This is a genomic window from Nitrospira sp. SG-bin1, from assembly GCA_002083365.1.
GTDB lineage: Bacteria > Nitrospirota > Nitrospiria > Nitrospirales > Nitrospiraceae > Nitrospira_D.
In genome coordinates, this window is record LVWS01000033.1 from 244,612 (window position 1) to 268,463 (window position 23,852).

The following is a 23,852-nucleotide window of genomic DNA, read 5'->3' on the forward strand; positions in this document are numbered from 1 at the left end:
GCCCTATGAGACAAACCGAATTTTTCATGAAGGCGACCGATCCGAAGACCTTGACCGTCGGTCAGTTGATGCAGGATGCCGTCACGCGATGCACGTCGCGCACGGACGCCTCCACCATCGCCCATCTGATGACCCATCGGAACTACGGGAGTCTGCCGGTCGTGGAAGAGGACGGAACGTTGGTGGGGATCGTCACGGAATACGACCTGCTGCAGGCCATGATCGAAGGGCGCGATCTTCGTAAGATCTTCGCCACGGAAATCATGTCGGCCCATCCCGTCGCCGTGACGGAAGATCAAACACTGGCGCAAGTGGCCGATCTCTTCCAGGACCGCTATCTCACCCGTGTCCCGGTGGTGCGGAACAATAAACTCGTGGGGATTCTGGCTCGGCGGGATCTGTTGTACGGCTATATGAAGGCGTCGCAGTACTGGTCGTAAGCGGCGAAGCAACTAACGAGCCAATGCAGGCGCCACGAACCAAGATACATTGGAGCGAGGCTGGCTCTTCGCGGCGTGAAATCCTGGTTCGCGGAAGCAAAGCGGCGGTCAGTATGGGGATGGCTGCCCTGCTTGGTGATCTCGGAGCCCTTCACGGAAGATCCTCTGGAATGGACCGATCATCGATGAGCCTCCTCGATTCTTTGGTCCCAGCCCGCACGGCTTTGCTGGTGATCGACATGCAGCGGGACTTTGTCCTTCCGGAGGGCTATGCGGCGCAGGCAGGACTCGACATCGCGCCGCTGGCGGCGACGATCCGTCCAATCGAAAAGCTGCTGGCCGTGGCGCGAACAGCCGGACTCCTGATCGTGCATACCCGCGAAGGTCATGTTCCGGACCTGTCCGATTGTCCACCGTACAAACTACAACGCAGTCGCAAAGCCGGTGCGGAAATCGGCTCAAAAGGTCCGCTCGGTCGTCTGTTGGTGCGAGGCGAAGTCGGGCACGATTTCGTGTCGGCCTTGCGTCCCCGGGAGGAGGACATCATCATCGACAAGCCGGGCTATGGCGCATTCGCTCACACCGGATTGCAACAAGTGCTGGCGAAGCGCGCCATTGAAACACTCGTCTTGACGGGCGTCACCACCGAGGTGTGCGTGAGCTCGACGTTGCGGACAGCCATCGATCTCGGGTACCGTTGTATCACGGTGCGTGATGCCTGCGCGTCGAGCAATCCCGTCTTGCACGAAGCGGCCTTGGCCATGATCGGCGTGGAAGGCGGCATTTTCGGAGAAATCGCCACCACCGCCGAAGTCGTGGAGCGGCTTGCACGATGACGGATCAATGGATCGCCGGGGTTACTCGGAGACCCGTTGAATCGTCGAGGCATATCCGTCTTCGGACACGTAGGCTTTGACCTGATCCCCGATCGCCACGCGGTCCATCTTGGTATGATCGTCGACCCGGACGCGCAAGGTGTCTCCATCGCTCTCCTTGATGGCCACATACGTGGATCCGATCTCGCGAACCCGCCCCGTGACCGCATCCTGTTTGATCCGTTCTCCCAACGTCGGTGATGCCGCGCGCCGTTCGGCCGCCGTTTGGCTGCATCCCAGCGCCGTGATGTTCAACGCGACTGTGGCGACGAGCGCAATGTGGAGCGGTTGAATGCCCATGATGACACCTCCCTTTCTATGACTTATTCGATCCTACCTCGGAGGTGTTATCGGGTCTTGCTGGGAGACACCCTAGCCGCGTCTCGGATGGATGATGGATGCGGAAAGGAACAAATTCTTATGGATGACTAAATGATGATTTCGCAGGGTTGAAGAAAGACTTTCAGCGGGATTTCACGGTCATCATGCCCTTGAATATGTTTGGCGCGAAGTTCCTTCAGCGCCGACACGATCTCCGGCAGAAAGGTGGATTCGTACCCGAGGGCGATCATGAACAACGTATTGGTTTTATCATTATGTTCCCCTGCGCTGTTGGCGCCGGTAACGGTTCCCGTCACACCACTGCCCCCCACGCCTGGAATCACGGTATATCCTTTAATCCCCATTTTTTTGAGGAGAACAATGATCTCGTCTTCAAACCTCTTGCCACAAACGATGTGAAGCATCTTCATGAGGGCCCCCCGTTAGCCTTGTGGTCGTGGCAGAGAAATCGTGTATTTAGGGTATCACAGGGGGAATTCATCTCACAAATGCTGTCTTCCATCGTGCGGTTGAATCGAACCAGACGCTCTCATGTCCGGGGATACAGAGTGCACATCATCGGTCAGGCGACGAGACGGCCCTAAGCCCACTGCGGTAAGACAGCCGGTAAGAAATGGGTTCGGCGGAGTCTTTGGAGTCACTTGACTTGAAGCAGGCGTCACGGCTGAACGATCCCCACAGAGTCTGTTCGGCAATCTTGACTCATCAAAATATGTTGTTATATAGTTCACTCATGGTTGCCAGTGCTCTTTCCACCAAGAAAGCCGTGGCGCTGTTTCATGCCCTGTCGGATGAGACACGCTTGGCGTTGCTGGAACGATTGAAAGATGGAGAACAATGCGTCTGCGAGCTGATGGACGCGATGAAAGCCGCGCAGTCGCGGCTGTCGTTTCACCTCAAAGTGCTCAAGGACGCGGGACTGGTCGAGGATCGACGTGAGGGACGCTGGATGTATTACTCGCTCAGTGGTCAGGCCCTTGAGGAGCTGGATGACTTGGTGGATTCGCTCAAGAAAGCGGCACGATCGGCTGGTTCATCACGACGCTGCTGCTGATTTTTTCGACGCTTATAGATCAACATTACTTGATGGGAGGTGGATCATGAGTGACGCACAGACGCTCAAAGAGGAGATCAAGACCAGATACGGGCAAGCCGCGTTGCAGGCCCAACGCCAGGAGCGGCGGTCGTGCTGTGGGACGGGAACTGTTTTGGAAGCCGGCAAGCTCGACCCTATCACCTCTCATCTTTACGCGGACCAAGAGACCGCTGCGCTTCCCGAGGACGCGGTACGGGCCTCGCTCGGTTGCGGCAATCCCACGGCGTTGGCGCAGATCACGCCGGGGGAAACGGTCTTGGATTTAGGATCGGGTGGTGGGATCGACGTGTTGCTCTCCGCGCGACGAGTGGGGCCGACCGGGAAGGTGTATGGCCTGGACATGACCGACGAAATGCTGGCGATCGCTCGGGCCAATCAGGCCAAGGCCGGGGTGTCGAATGTGGAATTCCTGAAGGGCGACATCGAGCATATTCCCTTGCCCGACCATTCCGTCGATCTCATCATTTCCAACTGCGTGATCAATCTGTCACCGGACAAAGACCAGGTGCTGGCCGAAGCCTTCCGTGTCCTGAAGCCGGGAGGGAGGCTGGCGGTGTCGGATATCGTGGTGCGAGGGGAAATTCCTCGAGACATCCAGCGCAACATCGAACTCTGGGCCGGCTGTATCGCCGGCGCGTTGGAGGAGCAGCAGTACATCGCGAAGCTCGAACGAGCGGGATTCGAACGAGTCTCGATCGAGCCGACCCGAGTGTATACGGCCGCTGATGCGCGTGATTTGTTCGAGGGAACCGATCTCGACCTCAACGTCGTCGCGCCGGCCGTCGATGGCAAGTTCATCAGCGGGTTCGTACGGGCGACGAAACCGGAAGCGGGTCCGGCGGCCTGCTGCTCGGCGAGCTGTTGCCCATGAAACAGCGCGTGTTGTTCCTCTGTACGGGGAATTCGGCTCGCAGCCAGATGGCGGAAGGCCTGCTGCGTCATCTGGCCGGAGATCGATATGACGTCTCGAGTGCCGGAACGCATCCCGTCGGGCTCAATGCCGGCGCGGTGACGGCCATGCAGGAGCTGGGCATCGATATTTCCGCACAGCGGTCAAAGCGCATGGACGAATTTGTGGACCAGGCGTTCGACTATGTCATTACCGTGTGCGATCGTGCCAAGGAGTCTTGTCCTCGTTGGCCCGACACGGGACGGCTCGTCCATTGGAGTTTCGAGGACCCTGCTGCCGTAGTGGAACCGGCTGAAGAACGGCGCAAGGCCTTTCGGACGGTACGGGATCACATCAGAACGCACATCGAAGGATTCTTTTCGATCGGCCGTTAGAGGCGGCATCCGAGAGCCGCTCATCCCACCGCAAGCGGCCGATGAGGCGTTGCCTCGCTTCCGGGGTGTGCTTGCGCACTTAGGGGAACTCCGTTATAGTGCCCCCACCCCACCACGGAGGAATACTAATGAATAAGATGCCGGTAGTCATCGGGCTTTTTGGCTTCGCCTGCCTCTTGGGAGCTGGGTGCGCTTCGGAACTGGCCATGATGCAACCGACATCGGGAGGTCCATCGGTGTTCCCGACCGCGACCAAGGTAGTGTCTGCGGGACTATCGGATTCCCTGCAGGCATGCTTGTCAAAGATCTCGAATGAGTCCAGCGATGGGGCGAAGATGGTCGCCGAACAAAGCTGTCGGGACAATGAAAAGATTCATCAAGGCGTGGTGGGGACGGCCATCGCCAAAAGCGGCAATCGCGCCTCCGCCGGTACGCAAGGTGATTCGATGCATGCCTGCATGGCCCGCATCTCCACGGACGCGACGGCCGGTCAACGAATGTTGGCGGAAGAAAGTTGCAAACGTGATGAGCTCACCCATCACTGAGAACAAACCAGGACATCCAGGACCGATCCGGCTGCCAAGCGCAGTCCCAGGTCACGCACAGGGCGCTGGTCGCGTGGTGTGATACCTACTTTGGAATCTACGGGGCATCGAACGTCGTATTTCTCTCCTCCACAGCTCCAGGCACCTTTCCGAGGATAGACCCCACATTCTGTCACTCGTCCATCTCCATCAAGTCACTCGCATCAGCGTGTAGGCCCGCGCCGATCTTGTTCAGGCGACGCGAGCCTTCGCATCATGGACCATGCGCTGCTGAAGCGCTGCCGCCTTCGTCCGACGTCGAATCAAGTATTGATAAGCATCTCTTATCGAATATTAATAAACTATCAATTGGACTGATCGACTAGGGGAAGTTATCTTCCGCTCAAGCATGCGGAATGATCTGCAGCAGATCACAAACCACAAGGAGGGAGTTATGAGAAGCAAGTCCATCGTAACGATCGGATTCATGACAATGATGGCCGTGGCCGGCGTAGTGAGTGCATCTGGCAGTTTCGCGTCGGATGTGGGCTCTATCGCAGCCTCAGAGCGTATCGGACATGGAGGATCGACCTATTCGTCGAACTCCGACGGGGCGGGTGTGTGCCGGATGAAGGCGGACATGGCTGAACGAATCGGAGCCGGAGGGTCAACCTATTCATCCAGCCAGACGATGTCCGCCCAGGCCGGTGGGTGTCGAACGAGGGGAGAGGGCAGAAACAAAGTGGATGTCATCGAGCGGATTGGACATGGAGGATCGAGTTATTCTTTCGGCTTGCCGATGAGCTAGCGGTGGACAAACTGGAATGGTCTGAGGAGGGTATTGTTTCCTCCTCAGACCACGGCAGTGTGAATGTGATTCACCACGTTGTGTGAGTAACAGACCTTTCTCTCATCTCGCGCCATCAAGCTGACGTTGCCGGCCTTACATCATCTCCATTTCCATTCCAAAACGGCTCAGCTCCGCCGTTTGTCAGCTATCGAATCTGATCCAACCGTTGCCCTACACGGAGAGGCTCGCAGATGCGGCAGCGGCAAATGAAAAGATCTTCACCGGCTATTCAGGTTCTCTTCATCCATAGTCGGTATGTTGAGGCATGGCACTGGGAGCTAAGGACAGAAAGGAGGGCATCACTTATGGCTAGCATAGTGACTCTTTCAATGGTCTGCTTTCCATACGTCATGATGGGACTAGGCCAAGCCATCATAGCAAGCACAAACCTTCCTGAAAGGAAAGTCGATAAGACAGATGACATTCGAGGGTGGAGAATTCGTCGCCGAACGTTTGAGAAAGCAACTTCCCACTCGGAAGACCGAACGTTATGGGCGTATCCGATACTGTCGCCGCATTGGGGGAAAGCATGACAGTGGTATAGAGACGACGAAGAACGTAGAAGTCCTTCATCGTCTCATCATGCTGCCGCGGCATATTGATGTTCAAAGAAACAAGGAGGTGGGTTGCCATGACGATGATTATTCTTTCGGCAATTACATTGGGTGCTATGTTCGGAGGCATGTACAAATCATTTGGTGCTGATTGAGAGAGCCTTTTGACAAATAGGGTCATGATCTGAGGAGGGTGTACAGCCCTCCTCAGGCTAGAGACTTGTAGTCGAAAGACAGTTCTCCTCTCATTTCAAACCCGCAGCACTCTTGTTTAAATCTTAGGCCGTACGATCGTAATTTCTCAGTGACAACCTCACTGGTTCTTTTCTGATTCTGGCGAAGCCGGCGAAAAGAGAGTGTACAACGTCGGCAGGACGATCAGTGTCAATGCCGTCGAACTCACCAAGCCTCCGATGACGACGACCGCCAACGGTCGTTGGACTTCCGAGCCGACCCCCTGCGAAAGGGCCAACGGAATCACCCCCAACATGGCAACCAACGCCGTCATCAATACCGGCCTTAGACGCAGCAGACAGCCCCGGACGATGGCGTCGTCCATCGGCAGGCCTTCGGCGCGCAGTTGATTGATATAGGACACGAGAACGATGCCGTTGAGGACCGCCACACCGAAGAGATTGATGAAGCCGACGGACGCCGGCACACTGAGGTATTCACCGGTCAGCCACAGCGCCACGATGCCGCCGATGAGGGCGAACGGAAGATTCAGGATGATCAAGGCGGCATAACGGACGGAATTGAAGGAGGCGTACAGCAAAAGGAAGATCAAGCCGATGGTAATCGGCACGATGATCTTGAGCCTCGCCATCGCCCGCTCCATGTTTTCGAAGGAGCCTCCCCACACGAGGTGATAGCCAGTCGGCACCCGAACTTCCCGCTGAATCCGACCCTGGGCTTCCTTGACGATGCTTTCGATATCGCGGCCGAACGTGTTGAAGCCGACGTAGATCCGGCGGTTGAGTCCTTCCCGGCTGATGAGAGCGGGTCCTTGCCGCAGTTCGATGTTCGCCACTTCTCCCAATGGAATGAGCGCGCCCGATGTCGTCGTCAGGAGAATATTGCCGATCGTTTCGACACTGTTCCGGAACTGTTCCGGATAGCGGAGGGTCAAATCGAAGCGTTTTTGCCCCTCGTACACCCGCGTGGCGGCTTCGGCTCCGATGGCGGTCGAGATGATCTCGCGGATATGCGCGACGTTGATGCCGTGGCGGGCGATTTTCCCGCGATCGATGTCGATCGACAGGTACGTTTGGCCGAAGAGTTGTTCGATGCGGATGTCCTTGACTCCGTCGACGCCGCTCATGACCGATCGGATCCCTTCGGCGATGGCGCGTAACGTCTCCAGATCATCTCCGATGACTTTGACGGTCGCCTCCGAGCGCACGCCGGACAAGAGCTCGTCCACCCGTTGCTGAATCGGCTGGCTGAGGAGGAAGTTGGCTCCGGGCACACGTTCAATGCGTCGCCGGATGGCGTCGTCCAGTTCCGGCTTGGTGTCCGCGGTCGTCCATTCGTCCATCGGCTTCAGCAACACGACCGGGTCGCTGGCGTTCGGCTCCTGGGGATCATTGCCCAATTCCGAACGGCCGATCTTCGAGACCACCATCCGGACTTCCGGGAATTCCAGGATCGCCCGGTGCACGTCCTTTTCGATCTTGATTGATTCCTCCAGTGAAATGCTGGGCAAACGAATGATTTGAGGCGTGAGGGCGACTTCGTTCAAGATGGGGATGAACTCGCCGCCGAGAAGTGGAAAGAGTGCAAGGCTTCCTATCAACAGGAGGACGGCCCCGCCGACCACGATCAAGCGGTGCGCCATGGCCCAACCCAGGGCGGGACGATAGAAGCGCTTGGCCGAGCGGAGGATCCAGGTATCGTGCTCCCTGGCCTGCTTCAACATCAGCGTGCAGAGGGCCGGCGAAAGGCTGAGCGACAAGACCAGCGACAACGACAACACGATGATGATGGTGTAGGCCAACGGCTTGAACATTTTCCCTTCCATGCCCTGGAGCGACAGGATGGGCAGGAAGACCAGCATGATGATCAGGATGCCGAACACCACCGGTTGAGCCACTTCCTTCACGGCATGGAGCACGACGGCGGCGCGCGGCTCGGCGGACGACGCCCGCTCGGCGAGATGCCGGTAGACGTTCTCCACCACCACGACCGAGCCGTCCACCATCATTCCGATGGCGATGACGAGACCGCCGAGCGACATGAGATTGGCCGTCATGCCGCCTTGTCGCATCGCGATAAACGTCGAGAGCGGCGCCACGATGAGCGTCGCCGTGACGATCAACGAACTGCGCACGTCGCCGAGAAACAGAAAGAGCACGACGATCACCAGGACGATGCCCTCCAGAAGCGCCTTGTAGACCGTGTTCAGCGCCATGACGATCAACTCGATCCGATCGTAGAACGGGACGATGCGAAGGCCATGGGGCAGGAGTTTCTTGGCATGGATCTCCTCCACCTTGTCCTTGACCGACTGCACCACGTCCCTGGCGTTGCCTCCCCGAAGCATCAGCACGATCCCGACGACGACTTCGCGCTTGCCGTTGAGCACCGCAGCCCCATGGCGAACCGCATGGCCGATCCGGACCTCCGCCACGTCTCGCACATACACGGGGGTCCCATGGGCTTCCTTGACGACGATGTTTTCAATGTCGCCCAGCGTCTTGATCAGACCGATGCCGCGGACGATGTATTTCTCCGGCCCCTTCTCCAGGATATTGCCGCCGGCGTTGGCGTTGTTGTCGGCGACCGCCTTGAACACCTCGTGCAGCGCCAGGTTGTACTTGCGGAGCAAGCCGGGGTCCACCATGACTTGGTACCATTTCACGAACCCCCCCATCGAGTTGACGTCGACCACGTCCGGTTGACCCTTGAGCAACGGGCGAACGACCCAGTCTTCCAGGGTGCGCCGCTCCATGAGCTCTTCCTCCGTCATCACGAAGCCGGGATCGTCGTCGTGCGGGCCTTCCAGGTAGAATTGATACACCTCTCCCAATCCGGTCGAGTTCGGCACCAGTTCCGACACGGCGCCGGCCGGCAGACTTTTTTGCACCTCCAACACCCGCTCCAACACGACCTGCCGCGCGAGATAGATGTCGATGTCGTCGCGGAACACCACGGTGATCATCGACAAACCCACCTTCGAAAACGAGCGGATATCGGTCAAGCCCGGCGCGCCGGTCAATTGCAGCTCCAGCGGAAACGTCACGAACCGTTCGATCTCGACGGGCGAGAGTCCGGGAACCTCCGTGACCACTTGCACCAACACCGTCGTCACGTCGGGAAAGGCATCGATCGCGATCGTGCGGAAGGAGTACACCCCTCCGGCCACGAGCAGAGCCGCCACGGCGACGACGAGGATGCGGTATCGGATCGAGAGTTCAATGAATGACGACATGGGCGGCGGGCATCACGTCAACGTGTCCGTTATACTTCGTCGCCGAAGAGTTCCGACTTCAAGGTATAGGCGCCTTTGATCACGACCGGTTCTCCTTCGCGCAGTCCTTCGAGAATACGCACCATGCGACCGTTGCTTTCTCCGAGCGAGACATCCCTCGCTTCAAACGTCGTCGCGTCACGTTGGACGAACACAAACTTCCGGTCTCGCTCACGCTGAATCGCGTCTTCAGGCAGCACAAGCACGTTTTGCTCGGGCAGCGAGTAGGCCCGGATCGTCGCAAACATGTTCGGTTTCAATTTGCGCTGGGGGTTCGGCACTTCGAGACGCAGGCTCATCGTGCGGGTCGCCATATCGAGGACATCGCCGATATAGGTCACGTCGCCCTGGAAGACCTCACCGGGGTAGGCCGTCAACAACACCTCGACACGTTGCTTCACGCCCGACGAGCCGGTGTGTGGACGAATGAACGGTATGTCCTTTTCAGGGATATTGGCCAGCACCCAGACTTCGGACAGGTCGGCCACGGTGAAGAGCTTCTCAGTGACTTCCACGACTTCTCCTTTCGTCAAGTTCCTCGCGATCACGCGGCTATCGAACGGCGCCTTGATCGGCACGTGCGAGAGGACCTTTTGCTCGCGGTTCAACCGCCGAATCTGGTCTTCGGTCATGCCGAGAAGGTGTAGACGGGCCTCGGTTTCGCGCCTTTCCGCACGTGCCGTCCGCAACTCGCCTTGCCGCCGTTGCGCCTCGGCAAGAGGAATGACTTTCTCTTTAAGCAGCATCTGGGCCCGCTCATATGAACGCTCCGCCACATACAATCTGGCGACGGCCTTTAGATAGGCCGATTGGGCATCCACAAGGTCATTGCTGTAGAGGACCGCGAGGACCTCGCCGGCCCGCACCTGTTGTCCAAGGTCCGCGTAGACCTCTACGACGCGACCACGGACCAACGCGGTGATTTCCGCCGTTGCATGGTGGTTCGGGACGACCGTCGCCGGAAAGTCCCGGAAGGTCGAAAATTCGCCTCGGATGACGGGTTGCACGGCAATATCGCCTGTCTCGATTTCTTCCGCGGTCAATCGCACAAGTCCCGGCTCCGGGTCCGGCTTGACGGTTTCCTTGCCGCCTGCTTCTCCGTCGGTATTGTGGCAGCCCAGCGTGAAGCAGAGGAACGTCGATGCGAGCCAATGCTGTAGCAATCTCGTCCTGTTCATCCCTTCCTGCGATGAGTTCGCGAATGCCTCGATCCGAGGCCTCTTACTGCCATTCCTGTCCACGTCCATCATAGGATCGGAATAGCGTGGTCTATACTAGGGGATCCACTGGTATTTCTTCCGTGATGCCGATCTTGTCCCCCTTCAGAGGGGAAAGATTCCGAGGGAATTCAGTGCAGATTGAGTTGGGGGACGAATGCGTCGCGGGAGCGTCGGAGGTAAGCGAATCCTGTGGAAAACTGGTACGTTTAGGGTTTGAATGAGCCTCCATTGTTTCTATACGCGGGAAGGGCTCCCGTCGAGGATTTCATACACGCGTTGCGCCGGAAAGAGCGCCCCTCATTGCTCTTGGCGAGAGTGGTCAAGTCCGCCGCTTTCGTTCGTTACGCCTCCGAGAGCGGACCGTCGCCTTTCCCGCCAAGACCGTGGCAACTTGCGCAGTTCGACTCGTATTCGGCCTTACCATAGTCGGGAACCGATTGTGCGGGAGCTTCTCTCGCAATGAGAGTGAGCCCGATGGCGATCGCCAAAGTCCAGACTGATACGTTCAAGTGTTCCACCGTGACTTCCATCCTTGCGAGGAAATCAGAACAAGTCGTTAGGATAGTCTGCTGGTCTCACCGTCCATGGCTTTGGCGAACTACGACTCAGTGACGATCATCGGTCCGCCGGGTTTCTCTTCCCCTTCACTCCATTGCGCCACGGCCTGCGCCATCTCTTCCAGTCGCTGCGCGGCCCGGCCGAATACGGTATCGGTCGGATAGGTTCCTTCAAGCCCACGCTCGCCCGCAGAGACACCGGTCAGTAGTTCCAGTGCTTCGTCGATGGTGTTCACGGCATAGACGGAAAAATGTCCTGATTCGACGGCTTCCACCACCTCACGGCGGAGGGCGAGATGTTTAGTGTTCCGGGCCGGGATAATGACCCCTTGTCTGCCGGTCAAGCCCTTGCGGGAACAGGACTCGAAAAAGCCCTCGATCTTTTCGTTCACGCCGCCGATCGGCTGGATCTCACCCAATTGATTGACGGACCCGGTGACCGCCACCGATTGATGGATGGGCAGATCGGCGAGGCTGGAGAGGATCGCGGCAAGCTCAGCCACAGCCGCGCTGTCGCCTTCCACCTCCGAGTAGGTCTGCTCGAACGTCAAGGAGGCACTCATGGCGAACGGGTGCGCACCGGCGAATTTCCCGGCGAGATACCCGGCCAGTGTCAGAACGCCCTTGCTATGGATCATGCCGGCCAGTTCCGCTTCGCGCTGAATGTCGATCACGCCCTTGGTGCCGACGTAGGTTCGAGCGGTGATTCGCGTCGGCCGTCCGAACGCATAGTCACCGAGCTGGTGGACGGAGAGGCCGTTGACCTGGCCGACCACGTCGCCGTCGAGGTCGACCATCAGTGTCCCTTCTCTGATTTCATCCTGGATCCAGTGCTCGGCCAGATTCGAGCGATGGCGTTTGTGTGTGACGGCGGCATCGACGTCCGCCCTGGTCACAAAGGAATGACCTTCCTTCCTCGCCCAATATCCCGCTTCACGAATGAGATCGCTCACCAAACTGAACCGCAGCGAGAGCCGATCGTGGCGATCGGCGAACCGAAGCCCTTGCCGGATGATTTCCGCAACCGCCTCGGCGGAGAAGTGCGGCAATCCCTCTTCCCGGCAGAGTTTGGCGATGAACCGGGCATATTGCCGGTCCTGTCTCCCGCTTCTCACCACCTCGGTGTCGAAGTCGGCCTTTACCTTGAAGAGTTTGCTGAAATCTTCCTCGTACGCTTGCAGGAGGTGGTAGAGGATCGGCGGGCCGACCATAATGACTTTCACGTTCACCGGGATGGGTTCCGGCCGCAAGCCCGCCGTCGAGAATCCATAAAATTCACCCGGATCTTCGATCTTCGCCTCGCCGGTCTTGATCACACGCTTCAAGGCATCCCATGAGAATGGCTGACGCAGCATGTCCATCGCATTCACGATCAAGTAGCCGCCGTTGGCCATTAGGACGGCACCGGCGCGAATCTCCGTAAAGTCGGTATACATGACGCCCATATGAGCCCGCCGCTCGATCTTGCCGATGAGATTCGTATAGGTCGGGTGTGGTTCATCCACCACGGGGGCGCCTTCCGTCGGGTCGTGTTGGACGATGAGGTTGACGAGGAACCGGGACAGATCGGGTCGTTTGAATTCCAAGCCGGGGATGGCAATGGCGGGACCTTCACGCGGAAGAAAATCCTTGTAGTGGTGCACGATGTCCTTGCGAACACATTCCAGGAATATCGTTATCGCTCCCAGGTCCTGGTAGGCTCCCCGCATGGTCTCGTAGCGACCTTCCAGCACATTCATCACCAGTTGGCGGTCGAGATGGCCCTGTTGATGCTCGGCTTCCTTCTCGAGGCCATGGATCCGGACGTGGAACTCACGGATTTCGCCCTCGAGAGTCTTGCGTCGTTCATTCAAGTCCCGTTGTTCTTCCTCGGTCATCGCTTCGATATCGGCATCCGTCATGGGATGGCCTTCCTTGAGCGGAACAATGCCGAAACCGACCGATGTCTCTTCAAACCCGAACCCACGAGTCCGACTGTGTTCCGTCAGTTCGTGAAAGAGCGCTTTCTTCTTGGCGTCGATGTCGTCGTGCAACTTGGCCTTGGCATCGAGATATTTCTTGCTCTCAAACGCCAAGGGAATGTCCCGCCGCAATCCCTCGATGAATCCCGCCATGTCCCGTTTGAACGAGGCGCCCTTCCCCGCCGGAAGGGCGAGACAGGTCGGCCGGGAGAGATCTTGAAAATTATTGACGTAACACCAGTCGGATGGAGCGGAAGCGGCGACGGCCATGCGTTTGACCATCTGCCGAACGAGCGTCCCTTTCCCGGTACCGACAGGACCGGAGACATAGAGGTTGAAACCGGTGCTCCGCATATTCAGCCCGAATTCAAGGGCTTCGACCGCGCGCTCCTGCCCAATGATTTCCGTGAGGGGTTCGAGCTCACCGGTGTTCTGGAAACCGAGCTGTTCTGGATCGATCCCCGGCGCCAGCATCGAGACAGGAACTGTGAACTTTTCTATTGTCATCTACAACGCCTTGGCTATCGGAGGCGGGAGGGTCACGACGGTTGCCTGCGGACCTTTGTCGCCTGGTTCCTGATTGAAGAGGACCACGGTCCCATCCTCCAATTGCTCGAAGGTGAGACCCCGCAGGGCGTTCGCATGGAAATAGACCTCTCCTCCCTCTTCTCGAAAGATGAAGCCGTAGCATTCCTTCGGGAACAGTTTGCAAATCACTCCACGATCCCGAGGGACGGGCGGCAGGCGTACTTCGGTCTTGGCACGTTTTTCTCTGTACTTGCGGAGTTCGATATCGATGGCCTGGAACGCAGATCGAATCGCCTCCTCGAAGGTCTTGTCTTCTTTCCTCGCCGTCAGCGTATGGCGTCCCGGGGCGGTGACGACGACAAGGGCCTCGGCGACGTTGGCGAGTTTCTTATGGTGTCGGTTCTTGATCAACGTCACCCGTCCGTGAGTCAGGTTTTTGTGCCTCTGCATTAAGCCACCCATGCGGAACTCGATCTCGGCCTTCCAGCGAGGAGTCATCGCGACATTGCGGCTCTCAATTTCCAGTTCCATTGATCCTCCATAGCTGTGTGGTCCAACCCTTTCCATGCCGCAGGTCGCAAACGATATGCCGACCAGGAACGACACAAAAACGTGATCTTTCAGCGGGAGCCGGGTCTGATCTTTGATGGTTTCTCATCTTGCTTCATTCTCGACATCGGTCTCATTCGGTCTCATGTGGTGCTTTTTTCCACAGTAAGGTCTTCGCAAGTGGAGCTCAATGCGTCAGTTCGATCTTCACCCGTGGTCTTCGCAAGCATTTGTCGAGGGGTGGCGGGAATGTGAATTGCGAAGTGTCTCGGCATGCCCGCCTTACGCAAGCAAGCCTTGGAACGGTACCTCCAGGACCGCTTCGGTTCGAACACGCGGCTCTTGTCCTATAGGATCATCGGTAAAGAGAGTTCCAAAGGAAGGCAGAAACGATATGGGTACGGCACGCCGGTCAAATTGACGTTTCAAATCGGGCAGCATGTGCGGTCAGCTGTGTTGGAGACCATGAAGCCCGGTCCATTTGGGCATGAACATATGGCGGATCGCGCTCAGGCGATGTTGTGGGACTACGACTCCTATGGGAAGCTTCCACGCCATGTGAAGGCGCTCGATGTGGGTGCGTTCGATGCCAAGCAAGCTCTTTTTTCTCTCGCAGAAGCACAAGAGTTCTTCGTGCTGAACGAGTGGACCGAGGGAGTAAGCTATCATGCGGATCTTGAACGATTGGTGAAAGGGAGGACGCTGCGCAAGCTGGATCGGCAACGAACGGTCACACTGGCGCGCTATCTGGCGCAGATCCACGCCAAGAAACGGCGCGACGCGGATCTCTACAAGCGTCGATTGCGGGAGTTGATCGGTCACGGTGAATGCATCATGGGATTGACCGACAGCTATCCGAAGCGCTGTGGTTTCATCACCGAGGATTTCTTACGAACGGTAGAGGAAGCCTGCAATCGATGGCGATGGCGTCTTCGTGACAAGACCCATCGCCTTGCGCAGGTTCACGGCGACTTCCATCCCTACAATGTGCTGTTCCGGACGGGGACGGACTTTGCGGTGTTGGATCGATCGCGAGGGGAATGGGGTGAGCCGGCCGACGACATCACGGCGATGACGATCAACTATCTGCTCAATTCCCTGATCCGATGGGGCAGGATCGAGGGGCCCTTCGAGGTTCTTTTTCGCTTGTTCTGGGAGACCTATGTGGACGCGAGTGGCGACAAGGAAGTGACGGACACAGCGGCGCCGTTCTTCGCTTTTCGCGGCTTGGTCGTGGCGAGCCCGGTCTGGTATCCCAATTTGTCGATGGACATCCGACGCAAACTCTTTCGATTCATTGAAAACGTGCTCGACGTGCCGCGCTTCGAGCCGGAGCGGGTGAATGAGTACTGCGGAGGATAATGTCTAACAGCACTCGTCGATCAGATGGCTTTGCCGTTTGGCTCACTGGCTTGCCCGCGTCCGGCAAGAGTACCATTGCCGCTGCGTTGAAACGGAAACTTGAAGCACTGAGGTTCTCGGTTGAAGTATTAGAGTCTGATGCGGCAAGGCGAGTGCTCACGCCGACTCCGACCTATTCATCAGCGGAGCGCGACCTCTTCTACCGTGCCCTGGCTTTCATGGGAGCGAAGCTCGTATCGTATGGCGTCACGGTCATCTTCGATGCGACGGCCAATAAACGTTCGTACCGTGACTTCGCGCGAAGCCTGATCCCTCGATTTATCGAAGTGGCGGTGGAATGCCCATTAGCGGTAGCGATGCAGCGCGACTACAAGGGAACCTATCAGCGTGGACAGCGCGGCGAATCGTCGACCGTGCCGGGGTTACAAGATCCCTACGAAGCGCCGGTTAATCCGGAAGTCAGGATCGATACGACGAAGGTAAAAGCCATCGAAGGGGTTGAGCTGATCATGGAGGTGCTGCAGCACGAATTAAAGAGATGAGCTGGCGGCCTTCACTGTAACCATCAGTCCTCACAAGATACCGCCCAAATCATCCCCCCCGCATGTTCCGCACCTAAGTGCCGGTTTCTTGTCACAGGTCAGTAGGCTGCAAGCGGACTTGATCACTAACTTGCGACCGGTCTGGTCACCCTTTGGGTGAACGTCTTTCATGACTCCAAGCCTACGTGCGCTTGTCGGCATTCAGGCAAGCCATTATAATAGCCACTAATATAGCCTATTGGTGGGTGATTATGCCGCAGGTCGATGAGTTCGTTTCGGTGAGCGAGGCCAAAAATAAGCTGTTGGATTTGATCCGACGCATGAAGCACAAGCAGGAAATCGTTGCGATCACGCGCGACGGCGTTCCTTCAGCGGTGCTGCTGAGCATGGACCAGTTCGAGGGGCTGATGGAGACAATTGAAATCCTAAGCGATCAAAAGGCGATGCGGGGACTCCGTCGGTCGTTGAAACAGGCAGAGAAGGGGCAGTGGGTCTCGCATGCGGCCGTATTTGGCCGTGATACTCAGTGAAAGCATATCGGGCACGCTATTCTAAGGAAGCGGCTGAGCGAATCCGGAAACTCCATCCTCAAGTCAAACGTGAGATCAAACAAGGTATCAAAGAACTCCTCGTAGCTCCACTAGCCGGACATGCGCTTCAGTTCGGATTAGCGGGGTTGCGGGCCTCTCGTATTCGGACGTATCGAATTATCTATCGGCTCAATGATGACGAATCCTGCATCGACGCGTCTTTGTGGGACCACGTCGGAACGTTTACGAAGAACTGAGAACGCTCCTCCTGTCAGAGCCTGGAAGGAATTAAACTTCCCCCCGCGTCACGATAGGTAGCGCCTAAACCATCTCCCCGCATGGTCCGCCACCTGTTCCAGCGTACCTGGTTCCTCGAAGAGGTGCGTCGCGCCGGGGACGATGATCAATTTCTTTTCGCAGGTCAGCAAATCGTAGGCGGCCTGGTTCATCTCAATGACCGGTTCATCCTGGCCTCCGACGATCAGCAACGTCGGCACGGTGACCGATGGCAGATAGGGTTCAGCCAGGTCCGGTCTTCCGCCCCGCGACACCACGGCCTTGATGTTCGATGGTTCTCGCGCGGCAGCTTGCAGAGCGGCTCCGGCGCCGGTGCTGGCGCCGAAATAGCCGATGCTCAGATTGTTTGTTCGCGGCTCGGCTTCCAACCAGGCCTTCGCCAGCAACAACCGATCCGCCAGCAGATCGATATCGAACACGTTGCGCCGATCATCCGATTCCTCTTCGGTCAGAAGATCCAGCAGGAGCGTGGCAAGTCCATCTTGTTGTAGATGGCGGGCGACGAAATTGTTACGAGGACTCAATCGTCCGCTGCCGCTTCCATGCGCAAAGATGATGACTCCGCGCGAACCGGTCGTGAGTCCAAGGATGCCTTCCAGGATAAGTTCCCCTTTTGTGATTCTGACGGGCTGTTCGTGCCGGGATGTCATGGTCGTTTTATTTCTTGGCAGGACCGCAGGGAGCCGGCCGGTTGAGCCCCGGCGGTAATTTGGTCTTCTCGTCGACGCACGCGGTATTGAGTTGTGTCTGTGTAAGACCGATGACCGCCGTGAGTGTGGCGCCCGTGAGGTTCGCGCGGCGCACGTCCGCGGAGTCCAGGCGTGCCCCGCTCAAATCGGCTGAAACAAATGTGGCATCTTGCAGATTCGTGTCCTGAAGATTGGCGCGGGTCAGGTTGGAGTGGCCGAAATTCGCCTCGCGAAGGTCCGCGCCCACGAAATTGGCCGAGTCCAGATTGGCTCGATTGAATTGACCTTGCCGGAAGGAGGCTTTCGGAGCGTAAATTTCGCTCAGATCGCCGTTCATGAAGTTCGTGTGCCATCCCTTGGCCCCGATCAGGACCGCCCGGTTGAGGTGGGCGTCCAGGAAGTTCGTTTCATCGAGGAGGGCGTGATACAGAATGGCCATGCGTAGTTTCGCCGAGCTCACATCCGCCTTGACCAGAGCGGCCTCTTCAAGGTTGGCTCCCTCCAGGTCGGCCCCGGACAGATCCGCGCCGTTCAGAGTGACATACCGGAGATCGGCCCCTCGGAGAATCGCGTCCTTCAGATTGGTCCCGCGCAAATTCGCTTCGTCCAGATAGGCGCTTTCCAGGTCCGCCTCGATCAGTCGGGCCTGCTCCAGTTGCGCGCGGTCCAGCAATGAGCCCTGCAGATTGGCGCGAGAAAGATTGGCATTGGTCAAGACGGTGCGACGCAGATCGGTGCCGGTCAGATCAGCATTCACCAGGACCGCGTTTTTGAGCGTCGTTCCGTACAAATACGCCTCGGCGAAGTTGCCGTCGGTCAAGTCGGCGGAGGTGAGATCGGCTCCCTCCAACTGCGCCCGCTCGAATGAGGCTTCACGCAATTTGGCGCTGACCAGAACGGCGTCGAACAGAGCGGCTTCATCGCCGACGGCACGAGAGAGATCCGCGCCCGTCAGTCGGGCACGACGCAGGTCGGCGCCGGACAGGTTACTGTCCTTGAGAACGGCCTTGGCGAGGTCGGCTCCGGCCAGACTGGCCTGGGCCAGGTTGACCTGAGCCAGGTTCGCTTGACGCAGGAGCGCGCCCTCCAGATCGGCCCGTTCAAGATTCGTCCCAGCCAGTGTCGCCCGGGTCAGGTCCGCCTGGCAGAGCTCCATGCGCTTGGCATTGGGGTTGCCTCGATACTCCACCCATCGTTCATGCGACTGCACGAGCGCTTGCAACGTTTTGGCGGGGACAAGCCTTTTCTTGTACGGACTTTTGCAAGGGGGGACCGCAGGTGATGCCGTGTTGGAAGCGGATGGATCTGCCGCCCAAGCCCATGGGAGATCGAATCCGATGAGGATGGCAATTCCTACGATCACGATCGACACAAAGGCTCTCTTCATTCGTGTCTCCTTCATAAGATGTTCGATATACGGTCTACTGCCTGGGTCAACGTCTGCAAGGCCGGAGAAATCCGAACGTCATAGGCCGGCACGGCCTCGAGGACTCGCAGCGGTTCAGGAAGTCGTCCCAACTGAGCAACCACATGGCGCCGCAGTTCGGCGAGTTCGGGCGATGCCGCAAGGCGGCGACCATTCGTCATGACAGGGTGGAGCAGTGGTTCGCCGGACAGTTGATCGTGGTCTGTCGTCACGACGTCGTAATCGAACCCGCCGTCACTTCTATAAAACCGAAAGACTTGCTTGCGCCCCGGCCACGTGGCTTTGCCTTCCGACCGTTTGCGGGAGGGACGGCCCGCATATTCCTGGAGTTTATAGGCACAGTCGAGCGAGGGAGCATCGGACGAGGTTGTCACAGCCGTTCCAACGGCGAAGCTGTCGATCGGCGCCCCGGTGTGGACCAGCTCGCTTACCCGATATTCATCGAGGTTGCCGCTGACCAGAATTTGTGCGCCAGGCAAGCCTCCTGCATCGAGGATACGTCGAACCTTACGGGCATGGTCGGCCAGGTCACCGCTGTCCAGCCGTACCCCCTTGATCGTCATACCATGGGCTTGAAGAGTCTTGGCCAACGAGACGACTTTATCAGCGGCCGCTTCCGTGTCGTAGGTGTCGAGCAGGAGAACCACGTTGTCCGGTCGGGCTTGGGCAAAGTGCTCGAAGGCGATGAGTTCATCTTCGTGGGCTTGCACGAATGAATGGGCCATCGTGCCGTACTGCGGAATGCCGTACATCATGCCGGCCAGGACGGTTGCCGTTCCGGCGAAGCCTATCAAAAAACACGCCCGCGCGGCGAGCAGACCTGCCTCGGCACCATGCGCACGGCGCAATCCGAAATCGATGAGCGGCTTTCTTTCTGCGGCCAGCACCGACCGGACGGCCTTGGAGGCCACCATGGTTTGAAAGTTCAACAGGTTCATGACACGACTTTCGACGAGCTGAGCTTGCGGAAGGGGCGCGACGATCCTGACGATCGGCTCGTGGGGAAAAAAGATGGTTCCTTCGAGCATCGCCTCGACATTCCCCGTGAACCGGAGGGCTTCCAAGTAGTGCAGAAACTGCGAGCTGAGTTGCTTCGATTGATCCAGCCAGGCCAGTTCTTCGCGGGTAAAGTGCCATTCCGAGAGATAGTCCAACACCTGTTCAAGGCCGGCTGCCACCAAGAAGTTTCGATGGGGGGGCAGCTTGCGGACAAAGAACTCGAACACGGCCGACCCCTCCATCCCTTCTTCCAGATAGGCCTGGGCCATCGTGAGTTCATATAGATCCGTCAGCAGAGCGCTCGTCGATGGATTCATGTTCCAGGCCTCTCCCACCGAACCGACACTGCTCCCAAGCGGATCATTTCCTCCTCGGCCCGGCGGCCATCGTCAGGACGAAGGTTGACCGCCTTGATGGCATCCGCCAGCAAACAGACATCGTAGCCTAGTATGCGCGCATCCTTGACGGAGTTCAGCACGCAATAGTCCGTCGCCAATCCACCGATGAACAGACGTCGCACTTTGAGGGCGCGAAGGTGCCGATCCAGCGCGGTGCCGTGGAACGCCGAGTAGGCCTCCTGGTCCCGATCGATGGCCTTGTAAATGATGACGGCCGATGGCGGTGTCATAAACGACGACGGCGGCAGCGAACCGGGTAATCCGGCGACACAATGAGGTGGCCATGGCCCGCCCTGCGGCTGGAACGAGCAATGGTCGGGTGGGTGCCAATCGCGAGTCATGAACATGGGGAGATGTCGTGCCTGGAATTGTCGAACATAATTATCCAGGATGGGAAGAACGGTCTCACTTCCGCTGATGGCAAGTGTGCCGCCCGGTAGGAAATCACGTTGGATGTCCGTAATGAGCAAGGCGTCGGATGTGGTCAGGGAAATCATGGTAGTGATTGCGAAGCCGGGAATCCAATAATCTCTTGATCCGGTCCGGAATCCACATGTTTCAGATCACCGATCGTCAGATCGATCAGCGGCCTCGTTGTGACAACAGGCGAATGTACGCCACCGCGTCCTGCATTTCTCCGTCGGTGAGTTGGCCGCGCCACGAATGCATCGGGCTGAAGACGACGCCGTGCTCGATGGTCCGCAGTAACTCCTCATCGGACTTCAGGAACGATTGAAAGCGCTGAAAATCGGCCGGAGCAACTTTCAGCGAAGCGGCGGCAGGTCCGTCGCCACGGCCGCTTGGTCCATGACAACTTTCACAATGTTGCTCGTACACGGCTTTCCCACGTGCAGGGTCGGGAGGATAATCTTGGGCGGAGAGGGAGGATATCGACGGACCGCTCACCAGCAGGACTCCACAGAGCCCTGCCGCAACGAATCGATGCCCGGTGAACCGCCGCGAAACTGTGAGCATGGGGCTTAACTCTTTTTCGTCGTGTGAGCGATGAACGGGCTGAAGAGCTGCCGCAATTTTTTACTTCCGCACGCCGGACATTGGACGTCGCCCGCTTCATGCTCCTTCAAGGTCACCACGATCAACGATTCCTTCCCGCATTCGAGGCATTGATAGTCGTACATCGGCATGGTGCGCCCCCTTTCGATCATCAGCCAACAATCATGAGCGGATAGGTCCCCTGGTGGAGGAGGGCATGGGACACACTGCCGAGTACCATACGGGTGAGGCCGCGGCGCCCCCGGGACCCTACCAGGATAAGATCGGGATTCAAGGCCTTGGCTTCCTCGAGAATTCCATCAACGGGAGTACCCAATGTGGTCACCACGCGGGTTTGGTAGCCATTGGGTTTAAGCGTGGTCGCCATTTCATCGAGGAAGTCTCTGGCTTTGCCGAGGGAATGGGTCTCCATGTGCTCGGCCGAGACGGCATCCACCGGCCAGGGCGGCCTGGTATGGGGAAGAACGGTGAACAAGGTGATGATGGGCGGTTCACGAAAGGGTTTCCGTCGAAGAAAGGCCAAGGCATGGTCCGCATCGTAGGTTCCTTGTAAAGGAAGCAAGATATGGCGAAGGGTTTTCAACGGACCGGGAAGAATCAGTTTCGCACCGGGCCCGAACGTCAACACTCGGTGAGAGACGCTTCCGACGAGCCGTTCCTTGATCGGTCCAAGGCCTCGGCTTCCCAACAGGATCAGGTCCACCTTGAGTTGTTCCGCCAAGGCCACGATCTGGTCCGCGGGGGACCCGACGACCAAATGTTTCGTGACCGGGCCGGCATCCAGGGGAAGCAACGACACGATGCGATCCAACAGACGGGTTCCGTCGTCGCGCATGTTTCGCTCGACGGTCTCGTAGAGTTCTTGTGCGACTTCCGGCATCATCATAGGATAGGCCGGACTTGGGACATCGAGGACATGCACGAGGTGCAGGGCCTCGGCGCGAGCCAGATACTTAAGAGACCGAACCGCTTCGTACGAATGGTCCGATCCGTCGACAGTGAGCAACATTTTCATAGCGTCACCTTCAAAGGATAGATCCTCCGTCCCGTTTCACCACGCATCACCTGGGCAGCAAGGTCGTCGCGATCGTGAGGTAAATTCCCACGCTCAAAATGTCTTGCACGACGGTGGCGATCGGTCCGCTGGCCAAGGCGGGATCCGCGCCAAGGCGCACCAGTCCCAGCGGAAGCACACTGGCCATGATGGCGGCGACGACGGCCGTGATCCCCAGCGAGGCACCCACAACTATCGCCAAGGTCGGTTGCCCGTTCCACATCCACAGTCCCGTCGCAGCGACCACCGAGACAATCGTTCCGATGGCCGCCCCGATCGAGGCTTCTCTGATCAGCTGAGTCCAGAGCGCGACTTCTCCATAGGCCAATCGGCGAACCAAGACGGTCTCCGTTTGAGTCCCGACGGCATCGGCCATGTACACCACCAAGGGGAGAAAGAAGGAGAGGGCGACCTCACGTTTCAACGAACCTTCGAATGCCGAGGCCACGCCGCCGGCCAAAAATCCTCCGGCGAGGCCGACCATCAACCATGGGAGACGCGCACGCACGGCCGCGAGGGTCTGTTGTCCTGCGAGCGAGAGATCAAGATGGTCGATCCTGCTTAGCCCTCCCATGCGCAGAAAGTTGTCCACATGTTCTTCATGCAGCAGCGCCAACAGTCGTCCGATCGGAATAGCGCCCACCAACCGCCGTCTCCCATCGATGACGGCGACATCCGCGTCATGGCGTTCGACCGCGCGCAGCGCCACCGTCTCGGCGGGGTCGCCCGGCAGTACCTCGATGGGAGGGAGCCCTTCGAGATCGGCCAGCGCAGTCTGTTCCTCGGCCTGAAGCAGCCGTTCAATCGGGACCTGTCCGACGAGCACGGCGTGATCGTCGACCAGGTAAACATGTCCCACCTCATCCCATCTGCGGCCCCGAAGCGATTCAATTGTTTCGCCGACCGTGCGGTGTCTATCGCTCCGGGGAATGTCCAGCGTCATCAAGTCTGCAGCTGTCGCCATCCTATTTCCTCTGAGCCGATCGTTACCGGCAATCTGCGGGGCAGAAGAAAACAAGGTACATGACGATTGCGAGTCCTAAGCCTATCGCTCCCAGCAGGAGCCACCGTGCGCGTGTCATGCCGCTCTCCTAGTGGATCTTCAGCAAGTCCAATGCCGCTTACAAGAAGATCATCAGCGGAGAAGGGAGACGCGTAAGGAGTGAAAGGGAACAGTCGTGTTGCGGCGGAAAAACTTTGGCCACACCGGCGATCCGCTCACATCTTCTGGCGCTTTCTGCTACAGGGAGCGAAAGATCGCTGTGGCAGAGAGCCCCTTCTTGCGGAGGAGG

The 23,852-nt window shown here is 58.1% G+C and carries 28 protein-coding genes; 12 read left to right on the plus strand and 16 right to left on the minus strand.

The window, feature by feature from the left end:
* The first annotated feature begins 5 nt into the window (after positions 1–5).
* Together A4E19_05555 and A4E19_05560 are read left to right on the plus strand one after the other, a co-directional pair.
* Positions 6–440 (plus strand): hypothetical protein, encoded by a 435-nt coding sequence (locus A4E19_05555; GenBank protein ID OQW32822.1) that lies wholly within the window; start codon positions 6–8, stop codon positions 438–440.
* A gap of 185 nt (positions 441–625) precedes the next feature.
* Positions 626–1,276, plus strand: a complete 651-nt coding sequence (locus A4E19_05560; GenBank protein ID OQW33184.1) for a cysteine hydrolase — start codon at positions 626–628, stop codon at positions 1,274–1,276.
* Between the two features lie 21 nt (positions 1,277–1,297).
* Here the strand turns inward: A4E19_05560 and A4E19_05565 are convergent, their stop codons facing one another.
* Complete coding sequence (locus A4E19_05565; protein OQW32823.1) at positions 1,298–1,615, minus strand: hypothetical protein; 318 nt, start codon at positions 1,613–1,615, stop codon at positions 1,298–1,300.
* A gap of 128 nt (positions 1,616–1,743) precedes the next feature.
* Entirely contained in the window at positions 1,744–2,061 is a 318-nt protein-coding gene (locus A4E19_05570; GenBank protein ID OQW32824.1) for a hypothetical protein, read from the minus strand.
* A gap of 329 nt (positions 2,062–2,390) precedes the next feature.
* Here A4E19_05570 and A4E19_05575 point away from each other — a divergent pair, with 329 nt between their 5' ends.
* The 5 genes from A4E19_05575 to A4E19_05595 all read left to right on the plus strand — a co-directional run bounded on the left by A4E19_05575 (position 2,391) and on the right by A4E19_05595 (position 5,369).
* Positions 2,391–2,711: a transcriptional regulator gene (locus A4E19_05575; GenBank protein ID OQW33185.1), complete on the plus strand. Its 321-nt coding sequence runs from the start codon at positions 2,391–2,393 to the stop codon at positions 2,709–2,711.
* Positions 2,712–2,754: 43 nt separating this feature from the next.
* Positions 2,755–3,624: an arsenite S-adenosylmethyltransferase gene (locus A4E19_05580; GenBank protein ID OQW33186.1), complete on the plus strand. Its 870-nt coding sequence runs from the start codon at positions 2,755–2,757 to the stop codon at positions 3,622–3,624.
* Positions 3,621–4,037 (plus strand): protein-tyrosine-phosphatase, encoded by a 417-nt coding sequence (locus tag A4E19_05585; GenBank protein OQW32825.1) that lies wholly within the window; start codon positions 3,621–3,623, stop codon positions 4,035–4,037. The genes A4E19_05580 and A4E19_05585 overlap by 4 nt, the downstream gene beginning before the upstream one ends.
* 128 nt (positions 4,038–4,165) lie before the next feature.
* The gene (locus A4E19_05590) at positions 4,166–4,582 is read left to right on the plus strand and encodes a hypothetical protein (protein ID OQW32826.1); all 417 of its coding nucleotides are present in this window, start codon (positions 4,166–4,168) and stop codon (positions 4,580–4,582) included.
* A 433-nt stretch (positions 4,583–5,015) separates the two neighbouring features.
* Complete coding sequence (locus A4E19_05595; GenBank protein OQW32827.1) at positions 5,016–5,369, plus strand: hypothetical protein; 354 nt, start codon at positions 5,016–5,018, stop codon at positions 5,367–5,369.
* A gap of 414 nt (positions 5,370–5,783) precedes the next feature.
* Here the strand turns inward: A4E19_05595 and A4E19_05600 are convergent, their stop codons facing one another.
* The 6 genes from A4E19_05600 to A4E19_05625 all read right to left on the minus strand — a co-directional run bounded on the left by A4E19_05600 (position 5,784) and on the right by A4E19_05625 (position 14,231).
* A complete protein-coding gene (locus A4E19_05600; GenBank protein ID OQW32828.1) occupies positions 5,784–6,095 on the minus strand; it encodes a hypothetical protein in 312 nt (103 codons plus the stop codon).
* 183 nt (positions 6,096–6,278) lie between these two features.
* A complete protein-coding gene (locus A4E19_05605) occupies positions 6,279–9,395 on the minus strand; it encodes a cytochrome-c peroxidase (protein ID OQW32829.1) in 3,117 nt (1,038 codons plus the stop codon).
* Between the two features lie 29 nt (positions 9,396–9,424).
* Positions 9,425–10,684 (minus strand): hypothetical protein, encoded by a 1,260-nt coding sequence (locus tag A4E19_05610; protein OQW32830.1) that lies wholly within the window; start codon positions 10,682–10,684, stop codon positions 9,425–9,427.
* 311 nt (positions 10,685–10,995) lie between these two features.
* Positions 10,996–11,184: a hypothetical protein gene (locus tag A4E19_05615; GenBank protein OQW32831.1), complete on the minus strand. Its 189-nt coding sequence runs from the start codon at positions 11,182–11,184 to the stop codon at positions 10,996–10,998.
* Positions 11,185–11,252: 68 nt separating this feature from the next.
* Entirely contained in the window at positions 11,253–13,679 is a 2,427-nt protein-coding gene (locus tag A4E19_05620; GenBank protein ID OQW32832.1) for a hypothetical protein, read from the minus strand.
* Positions 13,680–14,231 carry a hypothetical protein gene (locus tag A4E19_05625; GenBank protein ID OQW32833.1) on the minus strand — a complete coding sequence of 184 codons (552 nt, stop codon included), beginning with the start codon at positions 14,229–14,231 and terminating at the stop codon, positions 13,680–13,682.
* A 15-nt stretch (positions 14,232–14,246) separates the two neighbouring features.
* Between A4E19_05625 and A4E19_05630 the strand changes: the two genes are divergently transcribed.
* The 5 genes from A4E19_05630 (at position 14,247) to A4E19_05650 (ending at position 16,940) form a co-directional block, all read left to right on the plus strand.
* Positions 14,247–14,504 carry a hypothetical protein gene (locus A4E19_05630; protein OQW32834.1) on the plus strand — a complete coding sequence of 86 codons (258 nt, stop codon included), beginning with the start codon at positions 14,247–14,249 and terminating at the stop codon, positions 14,502–14,504.
* 18 nt (positions 14,505–14,522) lie between these two features.
* The gene (locus A4E19_05635) at positions 14,523–15,611 is read left to right on the plus strand and encodes a hypothetical protein (GenBank protein OQW32835.1); all 1,089 of its coding nucleotides are present in this window, start codon (positions 14,523–14,525) and stop codon (positions 15,609–15,611) included.
* Entirely contained in the window at positions 15,611–16,153 is a 543-nt protein-coding gene (locus A4E19_05640) for a hypothetical protein (protein OQW32836.1), read from the plus strand. The genes A4E19_05635 and A4E19_05640 overlap by 1 nt, the downstream gene beginning before the upstream one ends.
* A gap of 185 nt (positions 16,154–16,338) precedes the next feature.
* Positions 16,339–16,683 carry a hypothetical protein gene (locus tag A4E19_05645; protein OQW32837.1) on the plus strand — a complete coding sequence of 115 codons (345 nt, stop codon included), beginning with the start codon at positions 16,339–16,341 and terminating at the stop codon, positions 16,681–16,683.
* Positions 16,680–16,940: a hypothetical protein gene (locus A4E19_05650; GenBank protein ID OQW32838.1), complete on the plus strand. Its 261-nt coding sequence runs from the start codon at positions 16,680–16,682 to the stop codon at positions 16,938–16,940. Before A4E19_05645 ends, A4E19_05650 begins: the two co-directional genes overlap by 4 nt.
* A gap of 48 nt (positions 16,941–16,988) precedes the next feature.
* Here the strand turns inward: A4E19_05650 and A4E19_05655 are convergent, their stop codons facing one another.
* From A4E19_05655 to A4E19_05690, 8 genes are all read right to left on the minus strand, one after another.
* A complete protein-coding gene (locus tag A4E19_05655) occupies positions 16,989–17,630 on the minus strand; it encodes a hydrolase (protein OQW32839.1) in 642 nt (213 codons plus the stop codon).
* Between the two features lie 7 nt (positions 17,631–17,637).
* Positions 17,638–19,056 carry a hypothetical protein gene (locus A4E19_05660; protein ID OQW32840.1) on the minus strand — a complete coding sequence of 473 codons (1,419 nt, stop codon included), beginning with the start codon at positions 19,054–19,056 and terminating at the stop codon, positions 17,638–17,640.
* A gap of 11 nt (positions 19,057–19,067) precedes the next feature.
* Entirely contained in the window at positions 19,068–20,411 is a 1,344-nt protein-coding gene (locus A4E19_05665) for a nicotinate phosphoribosyltransferase (protein ID OQW33187.1), read from the minus strand.
* Positions 20,408–20,989: a nicotinamidase gene (locus tag A4E19_05670; GenBank protein OQW32841.1), complete on the minus strand. Its 582-nt coding sequence runs from the start codon at positions 20,987–20,989 to the stop codon at positions 20,408–20,410. The genes A4E19_05665 and A4E19_05670 overlap by 4 nt, the downstream gene beginning before the upstream one ends.
* 85 nt (positions 20,990–21,074) lie before the next feature.
* On the minus strand, positions 21,075–21,467 hold the full coding sequence (locus A4E19_05675) for a hypothetical protein (GenBank protein ID OQW32842.1): 393 nt from the start codon (positions 21,465–21,467) through the stop codon (positions 21,075–21,077).
* A gap of 5 nt (positions 21,468–21,472) precedes the next feature.
* A complete protein-coding gene (locus A4E19_05680; protein OQW32843.1) occupies positions 21,473–21,658 on the minus strand; it encodes a hypothetical protein in 186 nt (61 codons plus the stop codon).
* Complete coding sequence (locus tag A4E19_05685; protein OQW32844.1) at positions 21,658–22,521, minus strand: hypothetical protein; 864 nt, start codon at positions 22,519–22,521, stop codon at positions 21,658–21,660. Before A4E19_05685 ends, A4E19_05680 begins: the two co-directional genes overlap by 1 nt.
* Positions 22,522–22,567: 46 nt before the next feature.
* A complete protein-coding gene (locus tag A4E19_05690; protein OQW32845.1) occupies positions 22,568–23,524 on the minus strand; it encodes a hypothetical protein in 957 nt (318 codons plus the stop codon).
* Positions 23,525–23,852: the final 328 nt, after the last annotated feature.